The sequence below is a fragment of the Paraburkholderia sp. GAS82 genome, assembly GCF_050436285.1.
GTDB classification, from domain to species: domain Bacteria; phylum Pseudomonadota; class Gammaproteobacteria; order Burkholderiales; family Burkholderiaceae; genus Paraburkholderia; species Paraburkholderia phenazinium_B.
In genome coordinates, this window is record NZ_JBNDLX010000001.1 from 195,018 (window position 1) to 209,249 (window position 14,232).

Sequence of the window (14,232 nt, forward strand, 5' to 3'; positions counted from 1 at the left end):
TGATGCGCCAGCGGATCGCGTCGTGGCGACGCGTCGCCTGAAGGCGCTGAATGCAAGTGAAGTGCAAGTGAAACCTTGCGAAGGGGAGCGCGTGCGGCCGGGCCAGTGGCGGCTGGCGGCACGCGCTTTCTTCATGCCTGCTGGGACGGTTTCCCGTGCCCGAACTCAATCAAACCTTGCTTAGCGGTACTGACCTGCGTACTTGATTACCTTGTCGATGTTTTCCTTCGTAATGAAGCCCGGACCAGAGCCAATGTTGCGCGGACCGTAGGAGGGGGCGAGACCATAGGTCGACAGACGAGCCTGGAACTTCGGGTTAGCCTGGAGAGCCTGGCGGATCTTCACGGGGTCGGTAGTGTGGTCGTGCTTGGCGATGGCCAGCACGGCGACGGCGATGTAACCCTGCAGGTACGGTTGCTGGTCGATGGCGAACTTGATCGTGCCGTCCTTGATGGCCTTGGCGATGTCGTCGTCAAAGTCGAACGTTGCGAACCAGAGCTTGCCGGCCAGCCCCATTTGCTGCAGTGCCTTGATCGTCGGCGCAGCCGAGAGCGGCCCGAGTGCGAGCACGCCGCCGGTGTCCGGGTGATTGCGCAGATACGCACTCACCTTCGACTGGATGCCGGTTGGGTCCGTGCCTGCATCGAGCGTGGAGGTCTTGAAGTCGACCCCAAGCGCATCGGCAAAGCCGCGGCAACGTTCGAACGACGCCGGGTTGGTCGCGTAGTGGTTTACGCACAGGAACGACTTGACGCCCGCGGCCTTCGCTTTTTCGCCTGCTGCTTTACCTGCCGCGTATTCAGGCTGGCCGATGTGCATGATCGCGCCCAGATCGGCGCTCTGCTGCTCGGTGCCCGAATTGATCGTGACTAACGGAATGTGCTTTTCGGTGACCTTGCCGATCGAGCCCTTCAGCACGTCGTAGTCGGCGATGGTAACGATCACGCCGTCGTAGTTGCGTGCTGCAGCCTGTTCGATCAGGCGGGCCATGTCGGCGATGTCGCCATTAGGCGGGTTGCGATAGTCGGTCTCGACGTTGAAATCCTCGTCGGCCTGTTTGATTGCGTTCTTGATGGTGTTCCACCAGGAATCGGAATCGGGTGCGTGGCTGATCAACACGAAGTGCGCATCGGCCGCGCGGGCCGCGGTTGTGGCGGCCAATCCCGCCGTCAGCGCCAGTGCTGCCACCAGAATCCTCAGCGTTGCCTTGCCATTGCAAAGTCTCATTGTCTCCACCTTTCTCGGTCTTCGTTATTGAAGGGAACGTATGGTGTTTCTTCATACCTGCGAGCCCTCTTCGCGTGAGCACGCATGCTCGCTACACCATCGCTCAGGACCAAGATTAGGCCATCTTTTGCCCGCTTGCAATGAAAATTTCATGGAAAAGAAAAATGGAAAATATGTTCCATTTGACGATGCGCCTGCCTATAATCGGCAACGTTAGCGTGGTGCGCAGAGCCTTGATGGGGGCCGTTTTGCAGCGCAATAAAGCATCAAAGGAAGAGCCATGGCGGAAGAGAGCACGGAAGAATTGCCCAGCGTCGAAGATTTGATGCAGCGCATCGCGGAAAACTACGACTCGTTGCCGCGTCAGTTGAAGAACGTTGCGACGTATATCGAGCAGCATCGCTCAAGCGTGATGGTGGATCGCACCAGCGACATCGCGGCGAGCTGCGGCGTGCATCCGTCGGCGGTCGTGCGGTTTGCGCAGCGCTTCGGCTTCTCCGGCTTTTCCGATCTGCAGGCGGTGTTTCGCCAGGCTTATACGGGGCAGGGCACATCGTCGCCGAGTTATCAGCAGCGCATTCGCAAGCTGATCGACGAGAAGCCGGGTGCGTTGTCCGGCGGTTCCGTGGCGCGCGAATTCGTTGCGGCGTGCCGCGGCGGTCTCGATGAGCTCGAAGCGGGTCTCGACGACGCGCAGTTCGACGCCGCAGTGAAGATGCTGCAACAGGCCGACAACATCTACGTGGTGGGTGTGCGGCGTTCGTTTCCGGTGGCGAGCTATATCGTCTACGCGCTGCAGCACACGCCGAAGCGCGTGCACCTGGTGTCCGGTTTCGGCGGCATGTATCGCGAGCAGATCCGCAGCGTCAGGAAGGGCGACGTAGTGATCGCGATCAGCTTCGCACCGTACGGCAAGGAAACACAGTACTGCTTAAGGGTGGCGCATCATCACCAGGCAAAAACGCTGGTGATCAGCGACAGCCAGTTGTCGCCGCTCGCGCGCTACGCCACCACGCAACTTTATGTGAAGGAGGGGAGCGCGTTCGCGTTCCGCTCGCTCACCAGCACGATCTGCCTGTGCCAGGCGCTGTTCATCGCGCTCGCGTACAAGCTCGAATTGAACGTAGAAGAATCGAAAGACACTGGAGGATACGATGACTGACCTAGCAGGCGGCAAGACAATCGACGTAGCAGTGTTCGGCGCAGGGCGCATTGGCCGGATTCATGCGGCCAATCTCGCGCGGCAACCGGGCGTGCGGCTCAAGTACGTGGTGGACGTGAACAAGGATGCGGCGGCAGCGCTGGCCGCATTGCACGGCGCGCAGGTCGCGGACATAGACGGCGCGATGGGCGACGCGTCGGTCGGTGCGACGGTGATCTGTTCGAGCACGGATACGCATGCAGACCTGATCCAGCAATCGGCCGCGCAGAAGAAGCACATCTTCTGCGAAAAGCCCGTGGATCTGACGCTCGAACGCGCGCGTGCCTGTGCGCAGGCAGTGGAACGCGCGGGCGTGGTGTGCATGATCGGCTTTCAGCGCCGTTTCGATCCGACCTTTGCCGCGTTGAAGGCGCGCATCGACGCCGGTGAAATCGGCACGCCGGAAATGCTGATTGTCACGAGCCGCGATCCGGGCGCACCGCCGGTTGACTACATCAAGCATTCGGGTGGGATCTTCAAGGACATGCTGATCCACGACTTCGACATTTTCCGCTGGATTCTCGACGATGAAGCTGAGACGCTGCACGCCACGGGCAGTTGCCTGAGCGACCCGGCGATTGCCGACGCGGGCGATATCGATTCGACCGCCGTGACGATTCGCACGAAGAGCGGGCGGCTCTGCCAGATCAACACGGCGCGGCGTGCAGCGTATGGCTACGATCAACGCTTCGAAGTGCTTGGCAGCGAGGGCATGCTGCAGGCCGGCAACGTGCGTCCTACCGAGGTGGTTGCCTATTCGAAGACGGAAGTCTCGAGTGACGTGCCCGAAGCGTTTTTCCTTGAGCGTTACCGCGCGGCGTACGCGGCGGAAATTGCACACTTCTTCGAGGCGGTCACGCAGGGCAAACCGGTTCGCACGACTGTCGCAGATGGCCTGAAGGCGCTTGAACTCGCGGATGCAGCGACGCGCTCATGGCGCGAAGGCCGGCCGGTGCGTCTCGGGGAGGGTGCATGATGGCGACCACTGCTAATCGCAAACCCGTTCGAGTCGGCGTAGTCGGGCTTGGACGGCTCGGCAAGCGTCACGCGGAGAATCTCGCTTATCGCGTGCCGGGTGCCGTTCTCGTCGCGGCTTGCAGTCCAGTAGAAGAAGAGTTGGCGTGGGCCGCTGAGGCTTTGTCGTCGCCGCGTTTGTACAAAGACTATGCCGCGTTGCTCGAGGATCCTGAGGTCGATGCCGTTTGGCTCGTCACGCCGTCGTCGTTGCACGCGCAACAGATTATCGACGCGCTGCGGGCCGGCAAACATGTGTTCTGCGAGAAGCCGCTGTCGCTGGATCTGGCGGAGTGCGAGCGTGTGCTGGCGGAAGCGGAACAGCATCCGCATTTGCAGGCGACCATCGGTTTCATGCGCCGCTTCGATCCGAGCTATCGCGACGCGTTCGAGAAGATCGAAGCAGGCGTGATTGGCCGGCCGTTCATGGTGCGCTCGCAGAACACCGACAAGAACGACCCCGACGGCTTCTTTGTGCGCTTCGCGCCGACCTCGGGCGGGATTTTTCTCGATTGCACGGTGCACGATATCGACGTGGCTCGTTGGCTGCTCGGCAAACCGCGCGCCAAACGCGTGTTTGCGAGCGGGACGATCGCGTTGCACGAAGGGCTGCGCGAATTCGGCGATGTCGACAACGGGGTGGCGATCTGCGAGTTCGACGGCGGGAGCCTCGCTATGTTCTACGCGTCGCGCACGATGGCGCACGGCAACGATACCAGCAGCGAAGTGATCGGCACGGCAGGCGCGATGACGATTGGCCACAATCCGCGTTTGAATCGCGTCGAGATTTCGGACGCGAGCGGGATTCGCAACGAATGCACGCCGACCTTCTTCGACCGTTTCGAAGACGCGTTCCTCTACGAAGCGCGGGCGTTTGTGGCGGCGTTGCAGGGTGGGGCGTCGGCAGGTGCGACGTTGGCTGACGCGTTGGAGGCGACGCGGATTGGCAGCGCGCTGCGGCAGTCTTTGCAGACGGGGCAGGCGGTGACGTTGTAAGGCCAATAAGGCCTGGGTTTGGCTTTGACGACGCGGTGCCCCAAAAGGCGCCCCAGCGTGTTCCTGTGATGGTCGTCATATCGGCGCTTCCGGCGTGGATATGACGGCTGCTGTAGAATTTGACCCTCTGTCCGGCGTCGTTCGCGGCGCCTTATCCCGAAGGTCATCGTCGATGCAAATTCAGGTTCACAAGGAAGTCGATGCGCGCGGGCTCAACTGTCCGCTCCCCATTTTGCGCGCCAAAAAGGCGCTTGCCGATATGGAAAGCGGCCAGATCCTCAAGGTGCTCGCCACCGATCCCGGCTCGCAACGCGATTTCGCCGCGTTCGCCAAGCAGACGGGTAATGAAATCGTCGAGGTGTCGACGCAGGACAAGGTGTTTGTGTTTTTGATGCGGCGGCGGTAAGGCGCAGCGGATCGGAGCAGACACGCGAGGATCGACCTACGTCAGAACCGCAGCACTCAAAATAAAAGGCGCCGTGCCCGCGATCCGCGGAGCAACAGCGCCTTTTTACATCTGCCGCGCGGTTTTCCGCGCTTCTATCCGTCCGCCAGCTTACCCTTCCAGCACCGGCGAGCGAGTCCGCAAATACTCTTCAAAATCCGCAGCCACTTCCGGGTGACGCAGCGCGAATTCCACCGTCGCCTTCAGATAACCCAGCTTGCTGCCGCAATCGAAGCGCGTGCCGTGATACTTGTACGCCAGCACCTGCTCATCGGCGAGCAGCGACTGGATCGCATCCGTCAGTTGCAACTCGCCGCCCGCGCCCGGCTTCAGGGCACGCAGATGCTCGAAAATTCGTGGCTTCAGCACGTACCGGCCAACCACGCCGAGGTTCGACGGCGCCACTTCCGGCGCCGGCTTTTCGACGATGCCCGACATCTTGATGATCGAATCTTCCCACTCCTTGCCGTCGACGATCCCGTAGGACTTCGTCTCCGAGTGCGGGATTTCTTCGACGCCGATCACCGAGCTGTGATAGTGGTCGAACACCTCGATCATCTGCGCCATCACGGGCGGCTTGCCGTACAGCAAGTCGTCCGCGAGGATCACGGCGAATGGGTTGTCGCCCACCAGCTTTTCCGCGCACATCACCGCGTGGCCGAGGCCGAGCGCCTCGGGCTGGCGTACGTAGAAGCAGTCGACGTGGCTCGGCTTGATGCTGCGCACGAGTTCCAGCAGCTTGTCCTTGCCGCGTGCTTCGAGCTCCGCTTCGATTTCGTACGACTTGTCGAAGTGATCCTCGATCGCGCGCTTGCTGCGGCCCGTGACGAAGATCATTTCGGTGATACCGGCGGCCATCGCTTCTTCGACTGCGTACTGGATCAGTGGCTTGTCGACGATGGGCAGCATTTCCTTCGGGCTCGCCTTGGTGGCGGGGAGGAACCGGGTGCCAAGACCTGCTACCGGAAATACCGCTTTTGTAACTTTTAGCATGTAATTACCCCTGAATCCTGTGGTGGCTACGTCTGTGCGCAGGCGCAGACGTGGAGCGTCAATCAGGCTGGCAGGCGCGCAAGTTGCGCGTTCAGCTTGCCGATGGTCGTTTCGTATTCTGCCAGCCTTTTCTGCTCCTGCTCAACGACTGCGGGCGGGGCTTTCGCAACAAAGCTTTCATTTTGCAGCTTTGCATTGCATTTCGACACTTCGGCGCCCAATCTCGCAATCTCTTTTGACAAGCGTTCGCGTTCGGCTGCGACATCAATTTCCACCTTCAGCACCAGCTTGTCATTCCCTACGATAGCAATTGGCGCGCCATGTGTCTGAGCGTCGAGCGTAGCCTCGTCGGCGATGATCTGCACATCCGACAATCGGGCCAGCGCCTGGGCGTACGGTGCAAACGTGCGCAGGCGTTCCGCGTTACCGGTTGCGAGCAGCGGCACCTTGACGGCCGGCGACAGGTTCATCTCGCCACGCAGGTTGCGGCAGGCGTCGATTACAGCCTTCAGATCAGCCACCCACTGTTCGGCCGCTTCGTCCAGCTTGCTGGGCTCGGCCACCGGATAACGCTGCACCATGATAGAGGCTTCGCCCTCGGCCATACCCTGCGGGTAACGGTCGGCAAGGGGCGCCACCTTCTGCCACAGCGCCTCGGTGATGAACGGAATCACCGGATGCGCGAGGCGCAGGACCGTCTCGAGCACACGCAACAAGGTGCGGCGAGTGGCGCGCTGCTGTTCCGGCGCGCCGTTCTGGATCTGCACCTTGGCCAGCTCGAGATACCAGTCACAGTATTCGTCCCAGACAAACTTGTATAGGGCGTTTGCCACATTGTCGAAGCGGTAGTCGGCAAAGCCCTTGGCGACTTCAGCCTCGACGCGCTGCAGGTGCGAGACGATCCAGCGGTCTGCCTGCGAGAAGTCGAGGTAGGCGCCCGGGCCGCAATTGCCCTCGCCATTCGGGCCGCACGCATCGGCGGGTTTGCCGAAGCCGCAGTCGTGGCCTTCGCAGTTCATCAGCACGAAGCGGGTGGCATTCCACAGCTTGTTGCAGAAGTTGCGATAGCCCTCGCAGCGCGCGAGGTCGAAGTTGACGTTGCGGCCGAGCGTGGCCATCGACGCCATCGTAAAGCGCAGCGCGTCGGTGCCGAACGCGGGGATGCCTTCGGGGAATTCCTTGCGGGTCTTTTTCTCGATCGACGCTGCCTGCTTCGGATTCATCAGGCCGGTGGTGCGTTTGGCGACCAGCGAATCGAGATCGATGCCGTCGACGATATCGATCGGATCGAGCGTGTTGCCTTTGCTCTTCGACATCTTCTGGCCTTCGGCATCGCGCACGAGGCCGTGCACATAAACGGTGTCGAAGGGCACCTTGCCGGTGAAATGGGTGGTCATCATGACCATCCGCGCGACCCAGAAGAAGATGATGTCGAAGCCGGTGACGAGGACGGACGACGGCAGGAACGCTGCCAGTTCCTTCGTCTCGTTCGGCCAGCCGAGCGACGAGAACGGCACCAGTGCCGACGAAAACCACGTGTCGAGCACGTCTTCGTCGCGTTTCAGGGCGCCGGTATAGCCCTTGGCAACCGCTTGCGCGCGGGCGTCTTCTTCAGTCTTGGCGACGAAGATTTGGCCGTTTTCGCCATACCAGGCCGGAATCTGATGGCCCCACCAGAGTTGGCGCGAGATACACCAGTCCTGGATGTTTTCGAGCCATTGATAGTAGGTGGTGGTCCAGTTTTCCGGCACGAACCTGATCTGGCCGTTGCGGACCACGTCGAGCGCAGTTTCGGCGATCGACTTGCCGGGATTGTAGGTCCCTTCCGGCGCCGGTTTGCTCATGGCGACGAACCATTGGTCCGTAAGCATCGGTTCGAGCACGACGCCGGTACGGTCGCCACGCGGCACCATCAGCTTGTGCGGCTTGACGGACTCGAGCAGACCGATGGCTTCCAGATCCGCGACCACCTGCTTGCGCGCCTCGAAACGATCGAGACCGCGGTACTTCTCGGGCGCGTTGTCGTTGATCTTTGCTTCGAGCGTGAGGATTTCGATCTGCGGCAGCTTGTGGCGCTGGCCGACCTGATAGTCGTTGAAATCGTGCGCGGGGGTGACCTTGACGACACCGGTGCCGAATTCGCGGTCGACGTAATCGTCGGCGATGATGGGGATTTCGCGGTCGGCGAGCGGCAGCATGACGGTCTTGCCGATCAGGCTGGCGTAGCGTTCGTCTTCCGGATGGACCATGACGGCGACGTCGCCGAGCATGGTTTCCGGGCGGGTGGTGGCAACCGTCAGATGACCGGAGCCATCGGTCAGCGGATACTGGATGTGCCAGAGGTGGCCATTTTCTTCTTCGCTGGCGACTTCGAGGTCGGAGACGGCGGTCATGAGGACCGGATCCCAGTTGACGAGGCGCTTGCCGCGATAGATCAGGCCCTGTTCATATAGCCGGACAAACACGTCGCGCACGGCGGCGGACATCTTGTCGTCCATGGTGAAGTATTCGCGCGACCAGTCGATGGAGGCGCCGAGGCGCCGGACCTGGCTGGTGATGGTCGAACCGGATTGCTGCTTCCATTCCCAGACACGTTCGACGAACTTTTCGCGGCCTAGGTCATGGCGCGAGACCTTCTGGGCGTCGAGTTGGCGTTCGACGACGATCTGGGTGGCGATACCGGCGTGATCGGTGCCGGGGACCCAGAGGGTGTTTTCGCCGAGCATGCGATGGTAGCGGGTGAGGCCGTCCATGATCGTCTGGTTGAAGGCGTGGCCCATGTGGAGGGTGCCTGTGACGTTAGGCGGCGGCAGCTGGATCGAGAAGTTTTTCGTGTTTTCCGCGAACGCTGGCGCGGCGTAGGCGCGTTTTTCCCACTCCGGGCCCCATTGGGCTTCGATGTTGTGGGGTTCGAAACTCTTGGCAAGCGTGTTGTCGCTCATTGTTCGTGGTCTGCTGGGATGCTGTGGAATCTTTGATTATAAGGGGTGAGGGTGCCGGGGAGGGTTGCCTGCGGCGCCCCGGTTTGGCGGTTAACCCAAACCGGGGCGCCGCAGGCACAACAACCAGCCGAAGGCAAAAACCAAACCTACCCCCGAACCTTATAATGACGGTCAAACCGCCGCCGACCCCTGGAAAATGCCCGAACTCCTCAGTAACCTGAACCCCGAACAACACGCAGCGGTAACGCTGCCAAACGAACCGGCACTGATTCTGGCCGGCGCGGGCAGCGGCAAAACCCGCGTCCTCATCACGCGAATCGCGTGGCTCATCCAGCAAGGCCTGGCGTCGCCCGCAACCATCCTCGCGGTGACGTTCACCAACAAGGCCGCCCGCGAAATGATGGCGCGCCTGCAAGCGCTCCTGCCCATCGACACCAGAGGCATGTGGATCGGTACCTTCCACGGCCTCTGCAACCGCATGCTGCGCGCTCACCATCGCGATGCCGCGTTGCCCGCTACCTTCCAGATTCTCGATACCGCCGACCAGCTCTCCGCGATCAAGCGTCTGATGAAGGGCCTGAACATCGACGATGAAAAGTACCCGGCGAAGAATCTCCAGTACTTCATCAACAACGCCAAAGAGCAGGGCCTGCGCCCCAAAGACGTCGACGCTACCGATAACTTCAACCGCAAATTCGTCGAGCTCTACGAGGCCTACGACCAGCAGTGCCAGCGCGAAGGCGTCGTCGATTTCCCCGAACTGCTGCTGCGCTGCTTCGAACTGCTAGCGCACAATCCGCCGCTGCGCGCTCACTACCAGGCGCGCTTCCGGCACGTCCTCGTCGACGAGTTTCAGGACACCAACAAGCTCCAGTATGCGTGGCTCAAGCTGCTCGCCGGGCAGACCAATTCGATCTTCGCCGTCGGTGACGACGATCAGTCTATCTACGCGTTTCGCGGTGCAAATGTCGGCAACATGCGCGACTTCGAACAGGAGTTCAATGTCCGTCATCTGATCAAGCTCGAGCAGAACTATCGCTCGCACGGCCACATCCTCGATGCGGCCAATCAGTTGATCGCCAATAACTCGCGGCGTCTGGGCAAGAATCTGCGTACCGATGCGGGCCACGGCGAGCCGGTGCGCGTCTATGAGGCCGCCACCGATACCCAGGAAGCCGGCTGGATCGTCGAGGAAATCAAGGCGCTCATCAACACCGGCACCTCGCGCAGCGAAGTCGCCGTGCTGTATCGGAGCAATGCGCAGTCGCGCACCATTGAACATACATTGGTGAACGCGGGTATCGCTTACCGCGTGTATGGCGGCCTGCGCTTTTTCGAACGTCAGGAAATCAAGCACGCGCTCGCCTATCTGCGTCTGATCGACAATCCCAACGACGACACCGCGTTCTCCCGCGTCGTCAACTTTCCGACTCGTGGCATCGGGGCGCGCTCGATCGAGCAGCTCGCGGACGCCGCGCGTCTCTACAACTGCTCGATGGCCGCGGCGGTTCCGTACGTCGCCGGCAAGGCGGGGTCGAGTCTCGCCAGCTTCGCCAATCTGGTCGGCAAGATGCGCGCGGAAACGCAGCAGATGAGCTTGCCGGAAACGGTCGAATATGTCGTGCGCGCGAGCGGTCTGTCGGAGTTCTATCAGACCGAGCGCGAAGGTCAGGACCGCCTCGAAAACTTGCAGGAACTGGTCAACGCGGCCGCAGCGTTCGTCAGTGAAGAAGGCTACGGCCTCGATACGCCGGCGCGCTCCATTCCGCTGCGTCCGGGTGCGACGTCCGCGCCGGAGCTCGTGGCGGAGACGGATGACCCCAACATCGTCGTCCTCGATGCGCCGGACGTCACCGACCCCGCGCAAAACCCCGACACGATGACGCCGCTCGCCGGCTTCCTGTCGCACGCGTCGTTGGAGGCGGGCGACAACCAGGCGCAGGCGGGCCAGGAAGCCGTGCAGTTGATGACGGTCCACGCGGCCAAGGGCCTCGAGTTCACCGCGGTGTTCATCACGGGCCTCGAAGAAGGCCTGTTCCCGCACGAGAACAGCGCGATGGAAACCGACGGCCTCGAAGAAGAGCGCCGTCTGATGTACGTTGCGATTACGCGTGCGAAGGAGCGGTTGTACCTGTCGTTCGCGCAGAGCCGGATGCTGCATGGCCAGACGCGCTACAACATCCGCTCGCGTTTCTTCGATGAGTTGCCGCAGGAAACGCTCAAGTGGCTCACGCCCAAGGTCGAGGCGGGTTCGCGCTGGGGTGGCCGCTCCGATAACGCTGGCTATGGCCGCGACTGGTTTGCGCGGCCGGGTTACACGGGCCCGTCGTCTTCGACCTCGGCGCCGCTGCCGGCTTTCGCCAATGAAACGCGCGCGGCCGAAAGCGGTTTCCGGGTCGGCCAGCAGGTGTTTCACACCAAGTTTGGCGAAGGCACGATCATCGCGCTCGAAGGCGGTGGCGCCGATGCGAAAGCCCAGGTCAAGTTCAAGCGGCACGGCGAAAAGTGGCTGGCGCTCGCCGTCGCCAAACTGCAGGCGGTCGAATGAGCACGGCGCAAACCGGAGCGGCGGGCGGTCGTCGTCCGCTCGGGGTGATGGCAGCGTTGCCGCAGGAACTCGGTGATCTGGTCGAGGCGATGCGGGCGGAGTCTGGTGTCCGTACGGTCACACATGGGCGCCGTGACTATCACCTCGGCACCGTGCATGGCGCGCCCTGTGTCGTGACGCTGGCGCGGATCGGCAAGGTGGCCGCCGCAGCAACGGTCAGCGCGCTGATTCATGCGTTCGATGTCGAAGCGGTGGTGTTTACCGGTGTCGCTGGCGGCGTGGGGCGTGAAGTGCGGATTGGCGATGTGGTTGTCGCCGATACTCTGGTGCAACACGATCTGGATGCGTCACCGTTGTTTCCTCGTTTCGAGGTGCCGTTGCTCGGCATCGCGCGGTTCGCTGCGGATCAGGTGCTGGCGGATCAACTCGCGGCGGCGACTGGACGTTTTGTCGCGGAAGAGGGCGAGGCGGTAGCGACACGCTTCGGCACGCAACTGCCTCAGGTGCACCGGGGCCTCATCATCAGCGGCGATCAGTTTGTCGCCAGTGCGGCGGCCGTCGAGGCGCTGCGCGAGACATTGCCGGATGCGCTCGCGGTCGAGATGGAAGGCGCAGCGATCGCGCAGGTCTGTCACGAGTACGGCGTGCCGTGTGCGATCGTGCGCACGGTGTCCGATACGGCGGACGCCCATGCACCCGCGTCGTTTGCTTCGTTTTTGACCGAGATCGCCGGGACCTACTCGAACGGTATTCTCAAGCGGTTCTTGCAGGCGCGCGTTTAGGCCTTCCCACCCGCGCCCGCCGCCAGCGCGTCGCGCACCTGCTGCAATGCGCTCGCATCCTCGATAGTCGGCAGGTCGCCCGGATCGCGGCCTTCCGCCAGCGCCGAAATCGCGCGGCGCAGCAGCTTGCCTGAACGCGTCTTCGGCAGCATCGCCACGAAATGCACCCGCGCCGGCCGCGCAATAGCGCCGAGTTGACGGTCGACCGTCGAAACCAGCTCGGCCTCGAGTTTCAGGCGCGCCTTGTCCGCCGCATAACGGTCCGCATCGCGCAACACGACGAACGCCAGCGCCACCTGGCCCTTCAGCGGATCCGCGACACCCACCACCGCAACCTCAGCCACGGCCTTATGGCTCGAGATCGCTTCCTCGATCTCCCGCGTGCCGAGCCGGTGACCCGCGACGTTGATCACGTCGTCGGTGCGCCCGAGGATCGTCACGTAGCCGTCGTCATCCTGAATGCCCCAGTCGAAGGTCGAATAGAGCTGCTGGTCCGGCACGCTCGACCAGTACGTACTGACGAAACGCCGGTCGTCTCCCCACACCGTCGACATGCAACCCGGCGGCAGCGGATAGCCGAGCGTGATGACGCCTTTCTCGCCTGTTGCGCAGACGTCGCCGGTCTGCTCGTTGCGCAGCGTCAGGTTGTAGCCGTACACCGGCACGCCCGGCGAGCCGAGCTTCGGCGGTAACGCCTCGACGCCGCGCTGGATGGCGAGCATCGGCCAGCCGGTCTCGGTTTGCCAATAGTTGTCGACCACTGGTTTGCCGAGCGCGTCGGAGATCCACGAGGCCGTGGGTTCGTCGAGCGGCTCGCCGGCCAGAAACAGCGTGCGCAGGCTCGACAGGTCGTACTTCTTCAGCAGTGCCGGGTCCTGCTTCTTGAGCACGCGCAAGCCGGTCGGCGCGGTGAACATCAGGTTGATCCGATGCTGTTCGACAAGCCGCCACCAGATGCCACCGTCCGGGCGGATCGGCGTGCCTTCGTACATGACCGTAGTCAGGCCCGCGATCAACGGTGCATAAATGATGTAGCTGTGGCCGACCACCCAGCCAATGTCCGAAGCGGTGAACATCGTGTCGCCCGCGCGCCCCTCGTAGATGTATTCCATGGATGCCGCCAGCGCCACCGCATACCCGCCCACGTCGCGCACGACGCCTTTCGGACGGCCGGTGGTGCCCGACGTGTACAGCACGTACGAGGGCTCGTTCGACTCCAGCCATTCGCATGGCACATGCGCGTCGAAAAACTGCTCGCGCAGTGGCTCGTAGTCGACGAGGTAGCTGGCGTTCAGACGCTCCGGTGCAAGCTGCCGGTCGATCCGCAGCACATGCGGCGGCTTGTGCTGCGCGCGGGCGAGCGCTTCGTCGACGAGCGGCGTGTAGTCGATCACCTTGCCGCCGCGCGCGCCGGCGTCGGCGGTCACGATCAGCGCCGGGGTTGCATCGTCGATGCGCGCTGCGAGACTCGGCGCCGCAAAACCGCCAAACACGACAGAGTGAATCGCGCCGAGCCGGGCGCAGGCGAGCATCGCGAACACCGCTTCGGGGATCATCGGCAGATAGATCAGCACGCGATCGCCACGCTTGACGCCGAGCGAGCGCATCACCGCGGCCATGCGGTTGATTTCGGCGTATAGCTCCGCGTACGTGTAGCGCCGCTCGATGCCGGTTTCCGTCGAGACATAGACGAGCGCATTCTGCTGGGCGCGTTCGGCGAGATGCCGGTCCACCGCGTTATGGCACAGGTTGGTCCGGCCGCCGACGAACCAGCGCGCAAACGGCGGATTCGAGCGGTCGAGCACCATCTCGAACGGCGTCTCCCAATGGATGCGCCGCGCTTCATCGCGCCAGAAGTCTTCAGGGGCTTCGATGGAACGGCGGTGGAACTCGCGGTAACGGGTCATCGGCGGCGATCCTTCCTGCGATATGTTGTGAGCGAGCGTGACGGTGCGTGTCCGCACAGCATAGAGCAGGCGTGCAGGCGCGGACAACGCGGGTTCACCATAGGCACGGTGTTAGCAAACCCGATGCCTCGATCGCAATGGTGTTTTAGCCGGCTCGGCCCGCAAAACGAAAAAAGG

10 protein-coding genes are annotated in these 14,232 nt (G+C 62.5%); 6 read left to right on the plus strand and 4 right to left on the minus strand.

Features of this window, described 5'->3' with window-relative positions; genetic code table 11:
- Positions 1-180: 180 nt before the first annotated feature.
- Positions 181-1,227 carry a sugar ABC transporter substrate-binding protein gene (locus P3T17_RS00980; RefSeq protein ID WP_074263929.1) on the minus strand — a complete coding sequence of 349 codons (1,047 nt, stop codon included), beginning with the start codon at positions 1,225-1,227 and terminating at the stop codon, positions 181-183.
- A 280-nt stretch (positions 1,228-1,507) separates the two neighbouring features.
- On the opposite strand from P3T17_RS00980, the gene P3T17_RS00985 reads away from it, so the two are divergent.
- The 4 genes from P3T17_RS00985 (at position 1,508) to P3T17_RS01000 (ending at position 4,844) form a co-directional block, all read left to right on the plus strand.
- Positions 1,508-2,389: a MurR/RpiR family transcriptional regulator gene (locus P3T17_RS00985; protein ID WP_074263930.1), complete on the plus strand. Its 882-nt coding sequence runs from the start codon at positions 1,508-1,510 to the stop codon at positions 2,387-2,389.
- Entirely contained in the window at positions 2,382-3,404 is a 1,023-nt protein-coding gene (iolG, locus tag P3T17_RS00990) for an inositol 2-dehydrogenase (RefSeq protein ID WP_429288233.1), read from the plus strand. Before P3T17_RS00985 ends, iolG begins: the two co-directional genes overlap by 8 nt.
- Positions 3,404-4,438 (plus strand): Gfo/Idh/MocA family oxidoreductase, encoded by a 1,035-nt coding sequence (locus P3T17_RS00995; protein WP_429405459.1) that lies wholly within the window; start codon positions 3,404-3,406, stop codon positions 4,436-4,438. Before iolG ends, P3T17_RS00995 begins: the two co-directional genes overlap by 1 nt.
- 178 nt (positions 4,439-4,616) lie before the next feature.
- A complete protein-coding gene (locus P3T17_RS01000) occupies positions 4,617-4,844 on the plus strand; it encodes a sulfurtransferase TusA family protein (protein ID WP_074265982.1) in 228 nt (75 codons plus the stop codon).
- Between the two features lie 150 nt (positions 4,845-4,994).
- On the opposite strand, the gene galU is transcribed toward P3T17_RS01000, so the two are convergent.
- Together galU and P3T17_RS01010 are read right to left on the minus strand one after the other, a co-directional pair.
- Positions 4,995-5,876: a UTP--glucose-1-phosphate uridylyltransferase GalU gene (galU, locus tag P3T17_RS01005; RefSeq protein ID WP_074263933.1), complete on the minus strand. Its 882-nt coding sequence runs from the start codon at positions 5,874-5,876 to the stop codon at positions 4,995-4,997.
- A 62-nt stretch (positions 5,877-5,938) separates the two neighbouring features.
- A complete protein-coding gene (locus P3T17_RS01010; protein ID WP_429404150.1) occupies positions 5,939-8,818 on the minus strand; it encodes a valine--tRNA ligase in 2,880 nt (959 codons plus the stop codon).
- Positions 8,819-9,014: 196 nt separating this feature from the next.
- On the opposite strand from P3T17_RS01010, the gene P3T17_RS01015 reads away from it, so the two are divergent.
- A complete protein-coding gene (locus tag P3T17_RS01015) occupies positions 9,015-11,366 on the plus strand; it encodes a UvrD-helicase domain-containing protein (RefSeq protein ID WP_429404152.1) in 2,352 nt (783 codons plus the stop codon).
- On the plus strand, positions 11,363-12,148 hold the full coding sequence (locus P3T17_RS01020; RefSeq protein ID WP_429404154.1) for a 5'-methylthioadenosine/adenosylhomocysteine nucleosidase: 786 nt from the start codon (positions 11,363-11,365) through the stop codon (positions 12,146-12,148). Before P3T17_RS01015 ends, P3T17_RS01020 begins: the two co-directional genes overlap by 4 nt.
- On the opposite strand, the gene P3T17_RS01025 is transcribed toward P3T17_RS01020, so the two are convergent.
- A complete protein-coding gene (locus tag P3T17_RS01025) occupies positions 12,145-14,112 on the minus strand; it encodes a propionate--CoA ligase (RefSeq protein WP_429405461.1) in 1,968 nt (655 codons plus the stop codon). The genes P3T17_RS01020 and P3T17_RS01025 overlap by 4 nt on opposite strands.
- Between the last annotated feature and the right edge of the window lie 120 nt (positions 14,113-14,232).

What these genes read in the sequence shown, in the direction of transcription:
- P3T17_RS00980 (WP_074263929.1), bottom strand. Translation starts at nt 1,227, where the DNA reads ATGAGACTTTGCAATGGCAAGGCAACGCTGAGGATTCTGGTGGCAGCA.
- P3T17_RS00985 (WP_074263930.1), top strand. Translation starts at nt 1,508, where the DNA reads ATGGCGGAAGAGAGCACGGAAGAATTGCCCAGCGTCGAAGATTTGATG.
- iolG (WP_429288233.1), top strand. Translation starts at nt 2,382, where the DNA reads ATGACTGACCTAGCAGGCGGCAAGACAATCGACGTAGCAGTGTTCGGC.
- P3T17_RS00995 (WP_429405459.1), top strand. Translation starts at nt 3,404, where the DNA reads ATGGCGACCACTGCTAATCGCAAACCCGTTCGAGTCGGCGTAGTCGGG.
- galU (WP_074263933.1), bottom strand. Translation starts at nt 5,876, where the DNA reads ATGCTAAAAGTTACAAAAGCGGTATTTCCGGTAGCAGGTCTTGGCACC.
- P3T17_RS01010 (WP_429404150.1), bottom strand. Translation starts at nt 8,818, where the DNA reads ATGAGCGACAACACGCTTGCCAAGAGTTTCGAACCCCACAACATCGAA.
- P3T17_RS01015 (WP_429404152.1), top strand. Translation starts at nt 9,015, where the DNA reads ATGCCCGAACTCCTCAGTAACCTGAACCCCGAACAACACGCAGCGGTA.
- P3T17_RS01020 (WP_429404154.1), top strand. Translation starts at nt 11,363, where the DNA reads ATGAGCACGGCGCAAACCGGAGCGGCGGGCGGTCGTCGTCCGCTCGGG.